Annotated in this window: 18 protein-coding genes; 8 read left to right on the top strand and 10 right to left on the bottom strand. The window is 63.7% G+C overall.

Going from position 1 to position 19,649, the window contains the following annotated elements; genetic code table 11:
* Positions 1 to 10: 10 nt before the first annotated feature.
* The 3 genes from H3H45_RS12200 to H3H45_RS12190 all read right to left on the bottom strand — a co-directional run bounded on the left by H3H45_RS12200 (position 11) and on the right by H3H45_RS12190 (position 4,636).
* Positions 11 to 817, bottom strand: coding sequence for a putative RNA methyltransferase (locus tag H3H45_RS12200; RefSeq protein WP_182834021.1), 807 nt, complete (start codon positions 815 to 817; stop codon positions 11 to 13).
* Positions 814 to 1,953 (bottom strand): succinyl-diaminopimelate desuccinylase, encoded by a 1,140-nt coding sequence (dapE, locus tag H3H45_RS12195; RefSeq protein WP_182834020.1) that lies wholly within the window; start codon positions 1,951 to 1,953, stop codon positions 814 to 816. The genes H3H45_RS12200 and dapE overlap by 4 nt, the downstream gene beginning before the upstream one ends.
* An 85-nt stretch (positions 1,954 to 2,038) precedes the next feature.
* Positions 2,039 to 4,636 carry a glycosyltransferase gene (locus H3H45_RS12190; RefSeq protein ID WP_182834019.1) on the bottom strand — a complete coding sequence of 866 codons (2,598 nt, stop codon included), beginning with the start codon at positions 4,634 to 4,636 and terminating at the stop codon, positions 2,039 to 2,041.
* Between the two features lie 225 nt (positions 4,637 to 4,861).
* Here H3H45_RS12190 and tcdA point away from each other — a divergent pair, with 225 nt between their 5' ends.
* From tcdA to H3H45_RS12175, 3 genes are all read left to right on the top strand, one after another.
* Positions 4,862 to 5,671 (top strand): tRNA cyclic N6-threonylcarbamoyladenosine(37) synthase TcdA, encoded by an 810-nt coding sequence (gene tcdA / locus H3H45_RS12185; RefSeq protein WP_182834018.1) that lies wholly within the window; start codon positions 4,862 to 4,864, stop codon positions 5,669 to 5,671.
* Between the two features lie 93 nt (positions 5,672 to 5,764).
* A complete protein-coding gene (locus H3H45_RS12180; RefSeq protein ID WP_182834539.1) occupies positions 5,765 to 6,559 on the top strand; it encodes a substrate-binding periplasmic protein in 795 nt (264 codons plus the stop codon).
* Between the two features lie 110 nt (positions 6,560 to 6,669).
* Positions 6,670 to 7,131 carry a YehS family protein gene (locus H3H45_RS12175; protein ID WP_182834017.1) on the top strand — a complete coding sequence of 154 codons (462 nt, stop codon included), beginning with the start codon at positions 6,670 to 6,672 and terminating at the stop codon, positions 7,129 to 7,131.
* Positions 7,132 to 7,348: 217 nt separating this feature from the next.
* Here the strand turns inward: H3H45_RS12175 and H3H45_RS12170 are convergent, their stop codons facing one another.
* From H3H45_RS12170 to H3H45_RS12155, 4 genes are all read right to left on the bottom strand, one after another.
* Positions 7,349 to 7,756: a SufE family protein gene (locus tag H3H45_RS12170; protein WP_182834016.1), complete on the bottom strand. Its 408-nt coding sequence runs from the start codon at positions 7,754 to 7,756 to the stop codon at positions 7,349 to 7,351.
* Positions 7,753 to 8,958, bottom strand: coding sequence for an aminotransferase class V-fold PLP-dependent enzyme (locus H3H45_RS12165; protein WP_182834015.1), 1,206 nt, complete (start codon positions 8,956 to 8,958; stop codon positions 7,753 to 7,755). Before H3H45_RS12165 ends, H3H45_RS12170 begins: the two co-directional genes overlap by 4 nt.
* An 82-nt stretch (positions 8,959 to 9,040) precedes the next feature.
* A complete protein-coding gene (gene dapD, locus H3H45_RS12160) occupies positions 9,041 to 10,075 on the bottom strand; it encodes a 2,3,4,5-tetrahydropyridine-2,6-dicarboxylate N-succinyltransferase (protein WP_182834014.1) in 1,035 nt (344 codons plus the stop codon).
* 67 nt (positions 10,076 to 10,142) lie between these two features.
* Entirely contained in the window at positions 10,143 to 10,505 is a 363-nt protein-coding gene (locus H3H45_RS12155) for an ArsC family reductase (protein WP_182834013.1), read from the bottom strand.
* A gap of 213 nt (positions 10,506 to 10,718) precedes the next feature.
* On the opposite strand from H3H45_RS12155, the gene H3H45_RS12150 reads away from it, so the two are divergent.
* Complete coding sequence (locus tag H3H45_RS12150; protein WP_182834012.1) at positions 10,719 to 11,384, top strand: polysaccharide lyase family 7 protein; 666 nt, start codon at positions 10,719 to 10,721, stop codon at positions 11,382 to 11,384.
* Here the strand turns inward: H3H45_RS12150 and dapC are convergent, their stop codons facing one another.
* From dapC to map, 3 genes are read right to left on the bottom strand one after another with little or no spacing between them, the layout of a single operon-like run.
* The gene (gene dapC, locus H3H45_RS12145) at positions 11,385 to 12,578 is read right to left on the bottom strand and encodes a succinyldiaminopimelate transaminase (protein WP_182834011.1); all 1,194 of its coding nucleotides are present in this window, start codon (positions 12,576 to 12,578) and stop codon (positions 11,385 to 11,387) included. It abuts the gene before it with no gap.
* Positions 12,579 to 12,616: 38 nt separating this feature from the next.
* On the bottom strand, positions 12,617 to 15,319 hold the full coding sequence (locus H3H45_RS12140) for a [protein-PII] uridylyltransferase (protein WP_182834010.1): 2,703 nt from the start codon (positions 15,317 to 15,319) through the stop codon (positions 12,617 to 12,619).
* Between the two features lie 27 nt (positions 15,320 to 15,346).
* Positions 15,347 to 16,147, bottom strand: a complete 801-nt coding sequence (gene map / locus H3H45_RS12135; protein WP_182834009.1) for a type I methionyl aminopeptidase — start codon at positions 16,145 to 16,147, stop codon at positions 15,347 to 15,349.
* 283 nt (positions 16,148 to 16,430) lie between these two features.
* Between map and rpsB the strand changes: the two genes are divergently transcribed.
* The 4 genes from rpsB to frr all read left to right on the top strand — a co-directional run bounded on the left by rpsB (position 16,431) and on the right by frr (position 19,637).
* Positions 16,431 to 17,171: a 30S ribosomal protein S2 gene (gene rpsB / locus H3H45_RS12130; RefSeq protein ID WP_182834008.1), complete on the top strand. Its 741-nt coding sequence runs from the start codon at positions 16,431 to 16,433 to the stop codon at positions 17,169 to 17,171.
* Positions 17,172 to 17,293: 122 nt separating this feature from the next.
* Entirely contained in the window at positions 17,294 to 18,160 is an 867-nt protein-coding gene (gene tsf / locus H3H45_RS12125; protein ID WP_182834007.1) for a translation elongation factor Ts, read from the top strand.
* A gap of 179 nt (positions 18,161 to 18,339) precedes the next feature.
* A complete protein-coding gene (gene pyrH, locus H3H45_RS12120) occupies positions 18,340 to 19,083 on the top strand; it encodes a UMP kinase (RefSeq protein ID WP_182834006.1) in 744 nt (247 codons plus the stop codon).
* The gene (frr, locus tag H3H45_RS12115) at positions 19,080 to 19,637 is read left to right on the top strand and encodes a ribosome recycling factor (protein WP_182834005.1); all 558 of its coding nucleotides are present in this window, start codon (positions 19,080 to 19,082) and stop codon (positions 19,635 to 19,637) included. Before pyrH ends, frr begins: the two co-directional genes overlap by 4 nt.
* Positions 19,638 to 19,649: the final 12 nt, after the last annotated feature.

Here is a 19,649-nt window from a genome sequence, read left to right as displayed (position 1 = left end):
GGCGGGCTCTCTAGATTTTCTCGATCCAATCGTAGCGAATGGATACAGTCACTTCGAAGTCTTCGGCGATCACCGCGGCGCGGCGTTCGGCGCTGGCGCGCCAGCCGTGCGGGGTCATGGCCAGCAGGTCGGCACGGGCCTGGCTGCTGTCCAGCTGCAGGGCAAAAGTCAGGGTTTCGCTGTGGGCCAGGCGCATGCCCGGTGGAATCAGTTCGAGGTGCTTCTGCTCATCATAGTCGCGCACTTCGTCGTACAGCTTCTGCCGCAGCTGCATCAGGTGCTCGCCGGTCGGGCCCATGCGCAGCAGGCCGCCACCGGGAGCGAGCAGGCGCAGCGCTTCCTGCCAGTCGAGCGGGCTGAACATGCTGGCCAGCAGATTGCAACTGGCATCCGCCAATGGCACCCGGGCCATGCTCGCCACCAGCCAGCTCAGCTGAGGGGCGCGCTTGCAGGCCCGCTTGACCGCCTCGCGGGAGATATCCAGGGCATAGCCATCGGCATCCGGCAGCAACTCGGCGAGCTGCGCGGTGTAGTAGCCCTCGCCACAACCGATATCCAGCCAGCGCTGCGGCGCACGCTCGGCGGCCAGTTCGGCCAGGCGCCGGGCCAGCGGGGCGTAGTGGCCGCCGTCGAGGAAACGTCGACGGGCCTCGACCATGGCCGCGTTATCGCCTGGGTCACGGCTGTTCTTGTGCTGCACCGGCAGCAGGTTCAGGTAACCCTGGCGCGCGCGGTCGAAGCGGTGGTTGGCCGGGCAGGCCACGCCGTTGTCGACGACGCTCAGCGCCTGCTGGCAGATCGGGCAGGTCAGACTCATGCGAGCAGATTGACCAGGGTCTGGTAGTAGATTTCGGTCAGCACATCCAGGTCGCTGGCCAGCACGCGCTCGTCGATCTGGTGGATGGTGGCGTTGACCGGGCCCAGCTCGACCACCTGGGTGCCCAGGGTGGCGATAAAGCGCCCATCCGAGGTGCCGCCGGAGGTCGAGGGCGTGGTCTCGCGCCCGGTGACGCTGCGGATGCTGGCGGCCACGGCGTCGAGCAGGTCGCCCGGCTGGGTAAGGAATGGCAGGCCAGACAGGGCCCAGTCCAGTTCGTAGTCCAGGCCATGCTTGTCGAGAATGGCGCGCACGCGCTGCTGCAGGCCTTCGACGGTGGATTCGGTGGAGAAGCGGAAGTTGAACACCGCCTTCAGTTCGCCGGGAATCACGTTGGTGGCTCCGGTGCCGGCATTCAGGTTGGAGACCTGGAAGCTGGTCGGCGGGAAGTAGGCGTTGCCATTGTCCCAGTGCTCGGCGGCCAGTTCGGCCAGGGCCGGAGCGGCCAGGTGGATGGGGTTGCGGGCCAGGTGCGGGTAGGCCACGTGGCCTTGCTTGCCGCGCACGGTCAGGGTGCAGCCGAGCGAGCCACGGCGGCCGTTCTTGACCACGTCGCCGACCAGGGTGGTACTCGACGGTTCGCCGACGATGCACCAGTCCAGGCGTTCGCCGCGCTCGCGCAGGCGCTCGACCACGGCCTTGGTGCCGTGGTGGGCCGGGCCTTCTTCGTCGCTGGTGATCAGGAAAGTAATCGCGCCCTTGTGGTTCGGGTGGTCGACGACGAAGCGCTCGACGGCGATGATCATCGACGCCAGGCTGCCCTTCATGTCCGCCGCGCCGCGGCCGCAGAGCATGCCCTGCTCGTCGATCAGCGCATCGAACGGCTGGTGCTGCCAGGATTGCAGGGGGCCGGTCGGTACCACGTCGGTATGCCCGGCGAAGCACAGCACCGGACCGTCGCCGCCACGATGGGCCCAGAAATTGTCCACTTCCTCGATACGCATTGGCTCCAGCGTGAAGCCGACGGCGGCCAGGCGCCGCATCATCAGTTCCTGGCAGCCTTCGTCGACTGGGGTCACGGACGGGCGGCGGATCAGGTCGCAGGCGAGCTCGAGGGTGGGGGTGAGGGCGGTCATGGAGAACACTCAAAGCACGGAAAAGGCGCATATCTTAAAGCAAAACGGCGGCCCAAGGCCGCCGTTTCGACAAGCAGAAACTCACTCAGACCGGGGCCGTGGCCTCGTCCTCGCTCGTTTCCAGCGGCTTGGGCAGGGACGACAGCAGCGCCATGATCAACGCCGCCAGGTACGGCAGCGACTGCACCAGGAGCATGGCCACCCAGAACTTCACGTCTGAGCTGGGGAAGCCCTGGACGATGCCGATACCGACCGCCGAACCCCACAGCAGGAGCATGATGAATACCTCCTCGCGGGCTTCGGCCAGGGCCACCATGATGCCGTGGTTGCTGGCCATCTTCGGCGTGCGGAAGAACGGGATGGTCTTGGTGAAGGCGCCGTAGAGCACCGCCTTGGCGATGGTGTGCGACAGCGCCAGACCGGCCAGGGCCGCCTGGAACGAGCGCACCAGGTCGACGCCCATGGCCTTGCGGTAGAGGAACAGGATCTTGCCCAGCTTGAAGAAGAACAGTGCCAGCGGCGGGATGGCGAAGATCATCAGCGGCGGGTCGACCCGCTGCGGCACGATGATCATGCCGGCCGACCAGAGCAGGGCGCCGACGGTGAAGAAGATGTTCAGGCCATCGGCGATCCATGGCAGCCAACCGGCGACGAAGTGGTAGCGCTGGCCAGTCTTGAGTTCGGAGTCCTTGCCGAGGAACAGGCTGCGCGCATGGCCCTTCATGATCTGGATGGCGCCATAGGCCCAGCGGAAGCGCTGCTTCTTGTAGTCGATGAAGGTGTCGGGCATCAGCCCCTTGCCGAAGCTCTCGTGGGCGTAAGCCGCCGAGTAGCCCTTCTCGAATACGCGCAGGCCCAGCTCGGCGTCTTCACAGATGGTCCAGTCGGCCCAGCGCAGTTCGTCCATCACGCTGCGGCGGATCATGGTCATGGTGCCGTGCTGGATGATCGCGTCGCGGTCGTTGCGGGTCACCATGCCGATGTGGAAGAAGCCTTTGTACTCGGCGTAGCAGAGCTTCTTGAAGGTGTTCTCGTTGCCGTCGCGGTAGTCCTGCGGTGACTGCACCACGGCGATCTTCGGGTCGGCGAAGTGCGGCACCATGTGCTTGAGCCAGTTCCTGTCGACGCAGTAGTCGGAATCGATCACCGCCACCACTTCGGCATCGGGCGCGGTATGCGGCAGGATGTAGTTCAGCGCGCCGCCCTTGAAACCGTGCAGCGGGGCGACGTGGAAGAAGCGGAAGCGCGGGCCGAGCTGCTCGCAATAGGCCTGCACCGGCTCCCACACCGCAGGGTCCTTGGTGTTGTTGTCGATGATGATGACTTCGTAATCCGGGTAGTCCAGCGCAGCGAGGGCGTCGAGAGTCTGTTTGACCATCTCCGGCGGCTCGTTGTAGCAGGGCACGTGGATCGACACCTTGGGCCGGTAGGCGGTATCCGTCAGCACCGGCAGGAAGGGCCGACGGCGGGTGCGGGTCCAGGCGGTCTCGGCCAGCTCATGGGCTTCGGTGAGCAGCACGATGAACACACCGAAGGCGCCGATGCCGAGCAGCAGGCCGACGAGGGTACTGAACCAGGTGCTGTACTGCTGGCTATAGTCGTAGCCGATCCACACCAGCATGGAGCCGCCGGCGAAGGCGACGAAGGTCAGGAAGGTGCGGCCGCGCTGGCGCAGCGCACTGCCGTCGATCAGCATCAGGGCCAGGGTCAGCAGGGCCAGAACCACCGAGGCAATGGCCAGCAGGCGCCATTGCGGAATGGCCACCACCGGGCCTTCGAAGGCGAACTTGGGTTGGCGGTCGAGGTTGTACACGCCCCAGTAGGCGCCGACCGAACCTTCTTCGCTGGCCTTCCACGGCTGGTCGAAGGCCTCGATGACGAAGTAGTTGTAGCCCTTGGCGTTGAGCGCATTGACCAGGGTGCGCAGGTAAATGGCCTGGTCCGCCTGGGAGGCCTCGGCGCCACCGCGCATGCGGCCGTTGCTTGGCCAGCCGACCTCGGAGAGCAGCAGGGGCTTCTTCGGGAAGAGTTTCTTCAGATCCTTGGCGCGCTCCAGCACGAATTCGGTGGAGTCCTCCATCGGCACGAATTCCCAATAGGGCAGCACGTGGGCGGCGACCAGGTCGGTGTGCTTGGCCAGCTCCGGGTATTCCTGCCAGATGTGCCACTGTTCGGAGGTGGTCACCGGTACCTTGACCGCTGCACGCACACGGTCGATGTAGGCGATCAGGTTTTCTGGGGTCACCTCGGTGCGGAACAGGGCTTCGTTACCGACCACCACGCGCACCACACTGCGGGAGTCGTTGGCGATCTCGATGGCCTTGGCGATTTCCCGCTCGTTGCGCTCCAGGTCCGGGCTTATCCAGATACCCAGGGTTACGCGCAGGCCGAATTCCTCCGCCAGCTGCGGGATGTTGGCCAGGGCGCCATCCACCGAGTAGGTGCGGATGTTGTCGGTGTGTTTGCTCAGCAGTTCGAGGTCGGCGCGGATCTGCGCATCGCTCGGGTAGGTGTTCTGCTGCGGGTTCTGCCCGGCGCGGAAAGGCGAGTAGGAAAAACCGGAAATCTGTTCCGGCCAGTCCGGTGCGGTTACAGGGCGGTTGTACAGGGCCCAGATGCCAGTGAACAGGGCGGCGACCGCCACGAAGACTGCCAGGTTGAGTCCGAATTTGCGCGTTGGCATAGCTGTTTTCAGGTTCCGCAGGGAGCAGCAGGGGGAAAGATCCGACGAACGCCGGTCGGCGCGCATGCTACTCCCCTGTCCGCAGGCTGTATAGGCCGCCAGCCCCGGCGCACGGGGCCTGCCGCTGGATGGCAGATGGTCGTATGGAGCCTGTTTCCGATGGTTGCAGGGTGAGTCCTGCGCCGTAGGCCCCTATAATGCCGGCCGGTTTTCGAGGGTGGCGGTATGGCGACAGATGATCAGCGTTTCGGCGGGATTGCCCGGCTCTATGGCCTAGAGGGCTTGCAGCGCCTGCAAGCGGCGCACGTGGCGGTGGTCGGCATTGGCGGCGTGGGCTCCTGGGCGGCCGAAGCGCTGGCCCGCTCGGGGGTGGGCGAGATTTCCCTGTTTGACCTGGACGATGTCTGCATCACCAACACCAATCGCCAGGTGCATGCCCTCAGTGGCGCGGTGGGCAAGGCCAAGGTCGAGGTCATGGCCGAACGTATCCGCGCCATCAATCCGGCCTGCGTGGTACATGCAGTGGCCGATTTCGTCACCCGCGAGACCATGGCCGAGCACATCACCGAGGAACTCGACGCGGTGATCGACTGTATCGACAGCGTTACGGCCAAGGCGGCGCTGATTTCCTGGTGCAAGCGGCGCAAGATCCAGATCGTCGCCACCGGTGGTGCTGGCGGGCAGATCGACCCGACCAAGATCGAGATCGCCGACCTCAACAAGACTGTCAACGACCCGCTGATCGCCAAGGTGCGCTCACTATTGCGCCGCGACTACAACTTCTCGCGCACCCCGGGGCGTACCTACAGCATCACCTGCGTCTACTCGCGCGAGCAGCTGCGCTACCCCTTGCCCGACGGCAGCGTGTGTCTGAGCAAGGTCATGCCCAGCGATGGCACCCGCCTGGACTGCGCCGGTGGCTTCGGCTCGGCGATGATGGTCACGGCCAGCTTCGGCATGGTCGCGGCGGCGAAAATCATCGACAAGCTGGTGGCCGGTGCCAGGCGACCAGCGGAACGCCAGCGCTCGGACTGATGGTCGTACTCGGCTAAGCTAAAACCACGGACGATGAATCAGCCGCCAGGGACAGAATCGAGGTGTACCTGAGGTGCCAATCAATTGCGCTGTATGTGTGTGAAGACCTGGCTGGTGTTGCTCTGCCTGTTGTTGCCTGTAAGTGCCGCGCAGGCGCAGCAAACCGTGCGTATCGGTACTGGCGATTGGGCGCCCTATGTCGATCAGCGCCGCGCCGATGGTGGCGCCCTTGGGCGGCTGATCAGCGCCGTGTTCGCCGAGGCTGGCTATCGGGTCGAATACCTGTTCTACCCCTGGGATCGCAATGTCCTGCTGCTCCAGCATGGCGAGCTGGATGCCATCATGCCCTACAGTTGTACGCCCAAGCGCCTTCAGTACGGGGCGTGCAGCGAGCCGCTGGTGCAGGGTGAGATCGTCCTGTTTCACCGCAAGGACCTGTCGTTCGACTGGCGCGGCATCGATGACCTGCGACCCTTCCGTATCGGCACCACCCTGGGGTACTCCTACGGTCCGCAGTTCGATGCGGCATTGCAGGCAGGCAGTTTGCAAGCGCTGCAGAACCACAAGGAGGACACCAACTTTCGTCTGCTGGAGCTTGGGCGCATCGACCTGCATCCGCAGGATCGGGCGGTGGGTTACAGCATGCTGCGCCAGCGTTTCTCCGCCACCGAACTGGCCAGCATTACCCATCATCCGCGCCAGTTGAATACCGAGCCGTTGCGCCTGCTGTTTCGCAAGGATGACCCGGCGTCCCTGGCGGTGATGCGGCAGTTCAATGAAAGTCTCAGGCGTTTTGCCGAACGCGGTGAGCTGCAGGATCTGCAGCGGGCACTGTATAGCGGTGATCCGGATAGCTGGATGCCGACGTTGCTGGCGCCGCGCGACTGAGGAAAAACTGCCTTTGGCAGCAGGGCTGCGCTTTTATCTGCCGTGTGGCCGGCCGGCTACCCGTATAATCGCGCCTTTCCCGCGTCTGCCGGGCCTTACGAGATGTACCGATGATCAACAACGATGTGCTGCGCAGCCTGCGCTACCTGCTGGATGTCAGCGACGCCAAGCTGGTCGAAATCTGCCAGCTGGCCGACTACTCGCTGAGCGAGGCCGATGTCGCCGCCTATCTGCTGAAGGAAGAGGAAGAGGGCTATCTGCCCTGCCGCGACGAGGTGCTGGCGCATTTCCTCGATGGTCTGGTGTTCTTCAAGCGTGGCAAGGATGACAGTCGCCCGGCCTTGCCGGTGGAGAAGCGCCTGACCAACAACATCATCCTGAAGAAGCTGCGCGTGGCCTTCGAGCTGAAGGACGACGATATGCACGCCATCCTCCAGGCCGCCGACCTACCGATGACCAAGGCCGAGCTGAGCGCGCTGTTCCGCAAGCCGGGGCACAAGAACTTCCGCCTGTGCGGCGACCAGGTGCTGCGCAACTTCCTCCGTGGCCTGACCCAGCGCCAGCGCGGCTGACAGCCTGCCGCAGGCTGGCTGGTGGATAAGCACAGCGTTATCCACCATGGGTTCCTAGAACCTGCTCACGACTTCCCGTGGGGTGCGCTGTGCGCACCACAACCCCCATACGAGTATTCCGGTGCGCACAGCGCACCCTACGCAAAGGGCGTCCGGTCCACAGCTGTGCGGTCTGCTTGCTTATTTGTCGCGGTTGGGAAAGATCGCAAATAGGCTCTTAGCCCCGGGTCAGCTCGCGCATGCGCTGCAGCACGGCGTTGAGGCCGTTGCTGCGCGACGGTGACAGTTGCCGGGCCAGGCCCAGCTGGTTGAACCAGTCGGCCAGGTCGACGCCCTGCAGCTCGCCGCCGTCCAGGCCATTGACTCGCGCCAGCAGCACGGCCAGCAGGCCGCGGATGAGGCGGGCGTCGCTGGCGGCGCGGAACTGCCAGTGGCCGTCGCTACAGGCGCCGACCAGCCAGACCTGGCTGTCGCAACCGTGTACGCGGTGGCTTTCCTGCCGTTCCTCTTCGCTCAGCGCCGCCAGGCGTTCGCCCCACTGCATCAGCAGGCGCGCGCGCTGTTCCCAGCCGGGGCACTGACCGAAGGCCTCCAGCGCTTCACGGGCGGCGGCGGGCAGGCTCATCGCAACAGCTCCAGGCTTTTGTCCAGGGCAGAGAACAGCCGTTCCAGGTCCTCGCCGTCGTTGTACAGGCCCAGGGACACGCGGATCGTCCCGGGCAGGCCGAGGCTTTTCAGCAGCGGCATGGCGCAGTGATGGCCGGCGCGCACGGCGATGCCCTGTTCGCTGAGCAGGTGCGCGAGGTCGGCGCTGTGCACGCCGTCCACCACGAAACTGGCCAGGGCCACCTGGGGCGCGCCGAGCAGGCGCACGCCTTCGCGCGCGTTCAGGCCGGCCAGCAGCTTGGCGTGCAGGGCGGCCTCATGGCCGGCGACGGCGGCGCCATCCAGGCCGGCCAGGTAGGTGAGGCTCGCGCCCAGGGCGATGACGCTGGAAATCGCCGGGGTGCCGGCCTCGAAGCCCAGCGGAGCAGGGCGGAAGCGCGCGTGCCGGTAGTCGGCCTCCAGCACCATTTCCCCGCCGAACTGCCAGTGGCGCAGCTGCGCCAGGGCCTCCCGGTGGCCGTAGAGCAGGCCGACGCCGTCCGGGCCGTACAGCTTGTGGCTGGAGCAGGCGTAGAAGTCGCAGCCCAGCGCCTGCACGTCATGCCGGCCATGCACCACGCCCTGGGCGCCGTCGACCACCGTCAGCGCGCCCTGTGCCTGGGCCAGGGCGATCAGCTCGCGCACGGGCTGCCAGCAGCCCAGCACATTGGACAGCTGCGACACCGCCAGCAGGCGGGTGCGCGGGCCGATCAGCGTGGCGGCCTGGGCCAGGTCGATCCGTCCGTCGCGGTCGAGGGGCAGCACCACCAGCTTGAGCCCACGGCGCAGGGCCAGTTGCTGCCAGGGCAGCAGGTTGGCGTGGTGCTCCAGGGCGCTGATGGCGATTTCGTCGCCGGCGGCGAACCGATGCTCCAGGCCATAGGCCAGCAGGTTGAGGGCTTCGCTGGTGCCGTGGGTGAAGACGATCTCTTCGCTACTGGCCGCATTCAGCCACTGCGCCACCTTCGTCCGGCTGGCCTCGAAGGCGCGTGTGGCGCGTTCGCCCGGCAAGTGCTGGGCGCGGTGCACGTTGGCGGCGCCGCTGGCGTAGTAACCGAGCAGGCTGTCGAGCATGGCCTGCGGCTTCTGCGCGGTTGCGGCGCTGTCCAGGTAGGTCTGGCCTTGGTTGTCCAGGGCCAGGATGCCGGGGAAGTCGGCGCGCCAGGGGGAGTTCAGGGGCATGGGCTTCGGCACTGCTGGGAGATGTGCTGAGTATAAATAGACAGGCCGGGCATGGGCCCGGCCTGTAGCGACTGCAGTGCGCTTAGTTGTGCGCGTGCAGGGCCTCGTTCAGCTCGATCGCGGTCTTGTTGGTCTTGCACTCCACTGCACCAGTCTGCGAGTTGCGACGGAACAGTAGGTCGGCCTGGCCGGCCAGTTCGCGGGCCTTGATCACCTTGACCAGGTTGTTCTGCTCGTCGAGCAGGGCCACCTTGGTGCCGGCGGTGATGTACAGGCCGGATTCTACGGTGCTGCGATCACCCAGCGGGATGCCGATGCCGGCGTTGGCGCCGATCAGGCAGCCTTCGCCGACGCTGATGATGATGTTGCCACCACCGGACAGGGTGCCCATGGTCGAGCAGCCGCCGCCCAGGTCCGAGCCCTTGCCGACGAATACGCCAGCGGAAACGCGGCCTTCGATCATGCCCGGGCCGGCGGTGCCAGCGTTGAAGTTGACGAAGCCTTCGTGCATTACCGTGGTGCCTTCACCGATGTAGGCGCCCAGGCGCACGCGGGCGCTGTCGGCGATACGCACGCCGGCCGGCACCACGTAGTCGGTCATTTTCGGGAACTTGTCCACCGAGAACACTTCCAGCAGCTCGCCCTTCAGGCGTGCTTCCAGTTGGCGCTCGGCCAGCTCGGCCAGGTCGACGGCGCCCTGGCTGGTCCAGGCCACGTTCGGCAGCAGCGGGAAGATACCGGTCAGGTTCAGGCCGTGCGGCTTGACCAGGCGATGCGACAGCAGGTGCAGCTTGAGGTAGGCCTCGGGCGTGCTGGTCAGGGCGATGTCGGCATCGAGGAAGGTCGCTACCAGCGGCTTGTGGCTTTCGGCCAGGCGGGTGAGCAGGGCGGCCTGGGCAGCATCGATACCTTTCAGGCTTTCGGCCAGCTCGGCGGCCTGCTGGGTGGTGAAGGCGATGGCCTGGTTGCCGCCGCTGTAGCCGAGCTTCTGCGCGACTTTATCGGTCAGAGCGGTGCTCGGGTGCAGCAGCGGCTGGGCGTAGAAGATTTCCAGCCAGTTGCCCTGGCGGTTCTGGGTGCCGACACCGAAGGCGATGCTGAACAGTTGGGTAGACATGGCAATTCCTCTTGCTGAATCAGGTTGTGACAGGCCGGCGCTTGAGCAGCCAGGCAAATTCGGGGGATCAGTTCAGGGCGGCGGCGTACAGCTCAGGCTTGAAGCCGACCAGGGTCTTGTCACCGAGGTCGAGCACCGGGCGTTTGATCATCGAGGGCTGGGCCAGCATCAGTTCGATGGCGCGTGCTTCGTCGAGATCACTCCTCTGCGCCTCGTCGAGTTTGCGGAAGGTCGTGCCGGCGCGGTTCAACACGGTTTGCCAACCGTGCTCGGCGCACCACTGCTGCAGACGGGCGCGGTCGATGCCGGCGACCTTGTAGTCATGGAATGCATAGGTAGCACCCTGCTCGTCAAGCCAGGTACGGGCCTTCTTCATCGTGTCGCAGGCCTTGATGCCATACAGACACAGGTTTTGGCTGGTTTTGCTCACTCTGCGCGCTCTCCGCAAGCGATTGAACGTTCGGTGCAATCAGCCGGCAATTATGCCACGCCCGGCTGCTTTCGGCCGTTTTCAGGCTGTTTTCAGTGATTCGCCTGGAATCTGGCGTCAGACGAACGGCGATTCAATATGAGACCTGGTCGAAAATTAACCAGTTGCTACCTGTCTATCCTGCGCCGGGTGCGAAGTAGAGAGGTGCACGCCATGATTGATCTTAGCCATTGGGATCTGTCGATCCCGGAAGGAAACCCCGTTATCGTCATTGAGAGTCCGCGGCTGGTGGCAGGTTACAACGACCAGTATTTCAAACCTGCGGGCAGCTCCATCCAGTTCTGGGCCCCGGTCAGCGGCACCAGTACCAACCTCAGCGATTACCCGCGCACCGAGCTGCGTGAAGCGTATGCCGATGGCAAGCCGCGCAACTGGCTGTACACCGAGGGTACTGCCACCCTCAGTGCGCGCTTGGCGGTCAACCAGCTGCCGTCCGCTGGCGGGGTGATCGTCGGGCAGATCCATGCCAAGGACAATCCCTATCCCTTCCTCAAGCTCAGCTATCGCCTGGTTCAGGGGGTCGGCTACCTGGATGTCACCCTGCGCCGGAAGCCGACGGACACTGCCAGCCCGGTAGTGCTGACCTACAAGAGCATGCCGCTCAACACCGCCTTCGACTATTCCTTCAAGGTTTCGCCGAGCGGTCGGTTGGATGTGAATGTTGCGGGCATGCAGTACAGCACCACGGTCAATAGTGCCTGGGCGCAGAAGGCGTTCTACTTCAAGACCGGCAACTACATTCCGGACAATCAGGGTCCGGCCACCGAGGGTGGACGGGTGACCTTTTATGACATCAAGGTCGGTCACCAGCCCAAGTAATCAGCCGCGGATGAACTGGCGAATGCGCTCGGCGGCTTCCACGCATTCGGCCAGCGGTGCGACCAGGGCCATGCGCACGCGCCCGGCGCCCGGGTTATCGCCGTTCACCTCGCGTGACAGGTAGGAGCCGGGCACCACGGTGACGTGCTGTTGGGCGAACAGTTCGCGGGTGAACTGGCTGTCATCGCCTGGCGTCTTGGCCCACAGGTAGAAACCGCCGTCGGGGCGCTGCACCTCGAGCACAGGGTCGAGGATGTCGAGCATGGCGGCGAACTTCTCGCGGTACAGGTCGCGATTGGCGCGTACGTGGGCTTCGTCGTTCCAGGCGGCGACGCTGGCCAGCTGGGTCTGCACCGGCATGGCGCAACCGTGGTAGGTGCGGTACAGCAGGAAGGCTTTGAGGATGTCGGCATCGCCGGCCACGAAGCCCGAGCGCAGCCCCGGCAGGTTGGAGCGCTTGGACAGGCTGTGGAACACGACGCAGCGCTTGAAGTCACTGCGGCCCAGCTCGGCGCAGGCGCTGAGCAGGCCGGGTGGTGGGTTGTCCTCGTCGAAATACAGCTCGCTGTAGCACTCGTCGGCGGCGATCACGAAGTCATGCTCATCGGCCAGGGCGATCAGCTTCTTCAGCTGTTCCAGTGGCACCAGGGCGCCAGTGGGGTTGCCGGGCGAGCAGAGGAAGAGGATCTGGCAGCGCTGCCAGACATCGGCCGGTACGGCGTCGAAGTCCGGATTGAAGCCGTTGGCTTCCAGGCACGGCAGGTAATGCGGGGTGGCGCCAGCGAGCAGGGCGGCGCCTTCGTAGATTTGGTAGAACGGGTTGGGGCTGACCACCAGGCCCTGGCTCTCACGGTTTACCATGGTCTGAGTGAAGGCGAACAATGCCTCGCGGGTGCCATTGACCGGCAGTACGTGGCGCGCGGCATCCAGCCAGCCAGCGGGTACCTTGAAGCGGCGTTCGCACCAGGCGGCGATGGCTTCGCGCAGGGCCGGGATGCCCAGGGTGGTCGGATAGACGGCCAACTGATCGAGATTGGCGCTCAGTGCTTCGGCGACGAAGGCTGGCGACTTGTGCTTGGGTTCGCCGATAGACAGGGCGATCGGGCGTTTGTCTGCCGGCGGCTGGGCACCAGCGAGCAAGGTACGCAGTTTCTCGAAGGGGTAGGGCTGCAGCTGGGTCAGGGCGTGGTTCATAACGTCTCTTTCTACACAGGCGGGCCGCGCGGCCCGGGTCAGATGCGGATGGCGCCGGTGGTCTGGGTTTCGCCGTTGGCGTGCGACAGTTGCTGGACGATGGCGTCCTGCAGGCGGGCGCACAGCTCCGGGTCGGCCAGTGGCTGGTGGTGTGCGTCGGTGATGAAGAAGATGTCTTCTACGCGCTCGCCCAGGGTGGCGATCTTGGCGTTCTGCAGCGACAGGTCGAAGTCCAGGAAGATCTTGCCGATGCGCGCCAGCAGGCCGGGGCGGTCCGGGGCGGTCAGCTCGATCACGGTCACCGGGCGCTGCGCATCGTTGTGGATGCTCACCTGCGGGGCGAAGGCGAAGTGCTTGAGCTGGCGCGGCACGCGGCGCTGGATGATGTTTGGGTAGTCGTCCGGGTTCTTCAGCGCGCCGATCAGGCCTTCGCGGATCTGCTTGATGCGTGCCGGGTTGTCGCCGATGCGGCCGCCCTCGGTATCCAGAACGATATAGGTGTCGAGGGTGAACTGGCTGGTTGAGGTGATCACTCGCGCGTCATGGATGTTCAGGTTGAGCTGGTCCATGGCGGCCACGGTCACGGCGAAGAAGTCGTGCTGGTCCGGGGCGTAGATGAATATCTGCGTGGCGCCCTCGAACTCGCGCTGGGCGGTTTCCTTGATCAGCACCAGTGGGTCGTTGCCGGCCGGGTGCTGGAGGATTGCCTCGGTGTGCCAGGCCACGTCGGCTGCGGTGTGGCGCAGGAAGTAGTCGTCGCCGAGCTGGCTCCACAGTTGTTCGGCGTCGTCCTGGTCGATGCCGCCGCGCACCAGGATGTCGATCGCCGAGCTCTGCGTCTGGCGGATCTGTTCCTCGCGGTCCAGTGGGTTTTCCAGGCCGCGGCGCAGGGCACGCTTGGTCTCGGTGTAGAGCTGGCGCAGCAGGCTGGCGCGCCAGGAGTTCCACAGGCTGGGGTTGGTGGCGTTGATGTCGGCCACGGTCAGCACGTAGAGGTAGTCGAGGCGGGTCTGGTCGCCGACCAGTTGGGCGAAGTCGAAGATCACCTGCGGGTCGGAGAGGTCCTTGCGCTGGGCGGTGGTCGACATCACCAGGTGGTTCTGCACCAGCCAGGTGATCAGGCGGGTGTCCCAGGTCGGCAGTTGGTGGCGTACGCAGAAGGCTTCGGCATCCACCGCGCCCAGTTCCGAATGGTCGCCACCACGGCCCTTGCCGATGTCGTGATAGAGGCCGGCGAGGTAGATCAGCTCGGGTTTAGGCAGTTTGCCCATGACCTTGCTGGCCAGCGGAAACTTCTCTGCCAGCTCCGGCCACTTGAGTTTGCGCAGGTGCTTGATCAGGTTCAGCGTGTGCGCATCGACCGTGTAGATGTGGAACAGGTCGTGTTGCATCTGTCCGACGATCAGGCCGAACTCCGGCAGGTAGCGGCCGAGGATGCCGTAGCGGTTCATTCGCCGCAGGTTGCGGTGGATGCCCTGGGGTGACTTGAACAGTTCGATGAACAGGCTGGTGTTACGGATATCGCGGCGGAAGTCATCGTCGATCAGATGGCGGCTATCACGCAGCAGGCGGATGGTGTCGGCGCGCACACCCTTGATCTCTGGGTGCTGGGCCATCAGCGCGAAGACTTCGAGGATGGCGAATGGGGTGCGTTTGAATACCCCGGCGCTGGTCACTTCGATATAGCCATCGCGCAGCTGGAATCGACTGTTCAGCGGCTGCGCTGTGCCGCATTCGCCGGCGCGCAGGATGACTTCCTCGAAGTGCTGGTTGATCAGCTCGCTCAGCTCGGCAACGCCCATCACCACGCGGTAGTACTTTTGCATGAAGCGCTCGACTGCCATCTTGCCGTCGCCGTCTTCGAAGCCGAGGAGGGCGGCGATCTTGCGCTGGTGGTCGAACAACAGGCGGTCTTCGGCGCGCCCGGCGAGCATGTGCAGGGCGTAGCGCACCTTCCACAGGAACTCCTGGCTGGAGGCGAGCATGCTGTACTCGCTGTCGACCAGGAAGCCTTCCTTGACCAGCGAGTGCAGATTGAGCGTGGCGAGCTGGCGGCGGGCGACCCAGAGGATGGTCTGGATGTCGCGCAAGCCGCCGGGCGAGCCCTTCACGTTGGGTTCGAGGTTGTATTCGGTGTCGTTGTACTTGGCGTGGCGCGCCATCTGTTCCTTGCGCTTGGCCAGGAAGAAGTGCTTGCTCGGCCACATCTGCTCGCTGCTGGTGACGGCCTGCATGCGCAGGCGCAGGCGCTCGGGGCCGGCGATGGTGCGACTTTCCATCAGGTTGGTGATCACCGTCAGGTCGGCGCGCGCCTCTTCGGCGCACTCATCCACCGAGCGCACGCTCTGGCCGACTTCCAGGCCGATATCCCAGAGCAGGGTGAGGAAGCCTTCGATGGGGCTGCGGAAGACTTCGTGGTCGGCGCTGTCGAGCAGGATCAGCAGGTCGATGTCGGAGTTGGGGTGCAGCTCACCACGGCCGTAGCCGCCGACCGCCAGCAGGGCGATGTCGGCGTCTTCGCTCCAGTCGAAGCGTTTCCAGGCCTCTTGGAGAATTTGGTCGACGAACCAGGCACGATCTTCGACCAGGCGGCGAATGTCGCGACCTTCGCGGAAGCGCCCGTCGAGCACTTCGCGGGCCTGTTTCAGGGCTTTCTTGAAGGCGGCGATGGGGCTGGACTTGAGCGCCAGTTCTGCCTGGAACTGGCCGCGATCAAACAACTCCGGGTCCATCTGCGGCATGCGTGCCTACCTTCTATATATGTGGGCTCAGGCTGAGGTGCGCGGCAGGGTGTCGTCACTGCGCAGGGTGAGGATCTCGTAACCGTCGGCGGTGACCAGTACGGTGTGTTCCCACTGTGCGGAGAGCTTGCGATCCTTGGTGATGGCGGTCCAGCCGTCGCCGAGTAGGCGGGTTTCCGGGCGGCCCTGGTTGATCATCGGCTCGATGGTGAAGGTCATGCCTTCCTTGAGTTCCATGCCGGTGCCGGCGCGGCCGTAGTGCAGTACCTGCGGCTCTTCATGGAATACGGCGCCGATGCCGTGCCCGCAGTACTCGCGCACCACGCTGAAACCATGCTTTTCGGCGTGTTTCTGGATGACTTCGCCGATATCGCCCAGGCGTGCGCCCGGTTTGACCAGCTGGATGCCCTTGTACATCGATTCCTGGGTGACCTGGGCCAGCTTGACGGCCCACTCGGGCACCTTGCCGACCATGAACATCTTGCTGGTGTCGCCGTGGTAGCCATCCTTGATAACGGTGACGTCGATGTTCAGCACGTCGCCATCTTTCAGCGGCTTCTCGTTGGGGATGCCGTGGCAGACCACATGGTTGAGCGAGGTGCAGATCGACTTGGGGAAGCCTGGGCGGCCCGGTGCGGCGCCATAGTTGAGCGGTGCCGGGATGGCCTTCTGCACGTTGACGATATAGTCGTGGCAGATGCGGTCGATTTCTTCGGTGGTGACGCCGGGCTTGACGTGCTCGCCGATCATCTCCAGCACTTCGGCGGCCAGGCGGCCGGCCACGCGCATTTTTTCGATTTCTGCGGGAGTCTTGATGGTGACGGTCATGCAGTCTCTCTCGGCGCCGGCGGCGCAAGGCAAAAACAGGGAAGACGGCGATATTAGCAGCTTCAAGCCTCAAGCCATAAGCTCCCAGCTGTAGCATTCTCTTTCTGGCAGTTTGGCTGCTTGTAGCTTGTGGCTGCTCTTTATGGTATAAAACGCGCCGCTTTACGGGCAGTGGGCTCGTGAAGCTTTAATCCGCACACGTATCGACACGTTATCCTGGGTGCCTGAAAGGGTTGGATAGCGGGATGCGTGGAGGCCTAACCCGACTTATCAAGGAACTATCATGTCCCAAGTCAATATGCGCGATATGCTGAAGGCCGGTGTGCACTTCGGCCACCAGACCCGTTACTGGAACCCGAAAATGGGCAAGTTCATTTTCGGCGCGCGCAACAAGATTCACATTATCAACTTGGAAAAGACCCTGCCGATGTTCAACGAGGCCCTGTCCTTCGTTGAGAAACTGGCTAACGGCAAGAACAAGATTCTGTTCGTGGGCACCAAGCGTTCCGCTGGCAAGATCGTTGCTGAAGAAGCTGCACGTTGCGGTTCGCCGTACGTCGATCATCGCTGGTTGGGCGGCATGCTGACCAACTACAAAACCATCCGTGCTTCGATCAAGCGCCTGCGTGATCTGGAAACCCAGTCCCAGGACGGCACCTTCGCCAAGCTGACCAAGAAAGAAGCCCTGATGCGCACCCGCGACCTGGAAAAACTGGATCGCAGCCTGGGTGGTATCAAGGACATGGGCGGTCTGCCAGACGCTCTGTTCGTGATCGACGTTGACCACGAGCGCATTGCTATTACCGAAGCCAACAAGCTGGGCATCCCGGTCATCGGCGTAGTCGATACCAACAGCAGCCCGGAAGGCGTTGACTTCATCATCCCGGGTAACGACGACGCCATCCGCGCCATCCAGCTGTACATGGGTGCTATGGCCGACGCCGTGATCCGTGGTCGCAACAACGCTGCCGGCGGCGCCGACGAGTTCGTCGAAGAAGCTTCCTCCGAGGCCAGCGAAGGCTGATAGCGGGCGACCAACGTCACCCGTTGCGCAAGAAGGGGGCTAGGCCCCCTTTTTGCCACTTACGAATTTGTACCCGGTATCCGGGTTGATTGGTTGACTACCGATTCAAGAGGATCAAGAACATGGCAGAAATTACTGCAGCCCTGGTTAAAGAACTGCGCGAGCGCACCGGCGAAGGCATGATGGATTGCAAGAAGGCCCTGACCAAGGCCGGCGGCGACATCGAAAAAGCCATCGATGACATGCGTGCCTCGGGCGCCATCAAGGCCGCCAAGAAGGCTGGCAACATTGCCGCCGAAGGCGCCATCGCGATCAAGGACGACGGTAAATCCGCCGTGCTGCTGGAAGTCAACTCGCAGACCGACTTCCTGGCTCTGCAGGATGACTTCAAAGCCTTCGTCGCTGCCAGCGTCGAGCAGGCTTTCGCTGACAAGCTGACCACCGTCGAGCCGCTGATCGAAGCCCGTGAAGCTGATCGTCTGGTGCTGGTTGGCAAGACCGGTGAGAACGTCAACATCCGCCGTCTGGCTCGCGTTGAAGGCGACGTGCTGGGTTCCTACCTGCACGGCAACAAGATTGGCGTGGTCGTGGCTCTGAAAGGCGGTAGCGTCGATCTGGCCAAAGACATCGCCATGCACGTAGCTGCCAGCAACCCGGAATTCCTGCTGCCGAGCCAGGTCTCTGCCGAGGCCATCGAGCGCGAGAAGAACGTGTTCCTGTCGCTGAACGAAGACAAGATGAAAGGCAAGCCGGCTGAAATCGTCGAGAAGATGATTGCTGGTCGCATCAGCAAGTTCCTGGCCGAAGCCAGTCTGGTTGAGCAAGCTTTCGTCAAGGATCCGGAAATTACCGTCGGTGCTCTGGCCAAGAAAGGCGGCGCTGAAATCGTTTCCTTCACCCGCTTCGCGGTCGGTGAAGGCATCGAGAAGCCGGTCGACAACTTCGCTGACGAAGTTGCTGCTCAAGTGGCTGCCGCCAGCAAGCAGTAAGACGGTTCTACACTGTCGTACCGAAGAGGCTGCCCGCTTATGCGTGCAGCCTCTTTTGCAAAGCGCGGCATAATTGTCCGTCGCGCCGCACCAATTCACCGGGCAGTGGTCTGACTGCCGGGTAAAAATATGAAGCTCACGAGGCTTCGCTAGAAAACAACGCCGCAGGAGAGATACGCATGGCTCAGCAGGTGAGTGGTCGCCAACCTCGCTATAAACGCATTCTGCTCAAACTTAGCGGCGAGGCCCTGATGGGCTCCGAAGACTTCGGTATCGACCCGAAGGTTCTCGATCGCATGGCGCTGGAGGTCGGCCAACTGGTCGGCATCGGCGTGCAGGTCGGTCTGGTGATCGGCGGTGGCAACCTGTTCCGCGGTGCGGCGCTGTCCGCGGCCGGCATGGATCGGGTTACCGGTGATCACATGGGTATGCTCGCCACCGTGATGAACGCCCTGGCCATGCGCGATGCGCTGGAGCGCTCGAATATCCCGGCTATCGTGATGTCGGCGATTTCCATGGTCGGCGTGACCGATCACTACGATCGCCGCAAGGCCATGCGCCACCTGAAAACCGGTGAAGTGGTGATTTTTGCGGCCGGTACCGGCAATCCGTTCTTCACCACCGATTCCGCCGCCTGCCTGCGTGCAATCGAAATCGATGCCGATATCGTGCTCAAGGCCACCAAGGTTGATGGCGTGTACACTGCCGATCCTTTCAAGGACCCAAATGCAGAGAAGTTCGAGCGCCTGACCTATGACGAGGTGCTCGACCGCAAGCTGGGCGTCATGGATCTGACGGCCATCTGCCTGTGCCGCGATCACAAGATGCCGCTGCGGGTTTTCAACATGAACAAGCCAGGCGCCCTGCTGAATATCGTGGTGGGCGGCGCCGAAGGAACCCTGATCGAGGAGGATGCACAATGATCAACGAGATCAAGAAAGACACCCAGGAGCGCATGCAGAAGAGTCTGGAGTCGCTGAGCCATGCGTTCAGCCGGATTCGTACCGGTCAGGCGCACCCGAGCATCCTGGGTGGCGTGATGGTGCCTTACTACGGCGCTGATACCCCGCTCAATCAGGTGGCCAACGTCACCGTCAAGGATGCTCGCACCCTGCAGGTGGTGGCGTTCGAACGCGGCATGCTGGCTGCCGTCGACAAGGCGATCCAGAGCTCCGGCCTGGGCTTCAACCCGACCAACCTGGGCGAGCTGCTGCTGATTTCGATGCCGGCGCTGACTGAGGAAACCCGCAAGGGCTTCACTAAGCAGGCGCGTGGCGAGGCGGAAAACGCCCGTGTGGCGGTGCGCAATATTCGTCGTGATGCCCTGGCCCAGCTGAAAGACCTGGTCAAGGAAAAGGAAATCAGCGAAGACGAAGAGCGTCGCGCTTCCGACGAAGTGCAGAAGCTGACTGACAAGTTCATCGCCGAGGTGGAGAAGGCTCTGGAAGCCAAAGAAGCCGATTTGATGGCGGTGTGACGGTCTTCTAGC

Origin of the sequence: Aquipseudomonas guryensis (assembly GCF_014164785.1) — a bacterium.
Taxonomy (GTDB): Bacteria; Pseudomonadota; Gammaproteobacteria; order Pseudomonadales; family Pseudomonadaceae; genus Aquipseudomonas; species Aquipseudomonas guryensis.
The sequence above is the reverse complement of the archived record's forward strand: the minus strand, read 5'-3'. Positions and strand labels throughout refer to the sequence as shown.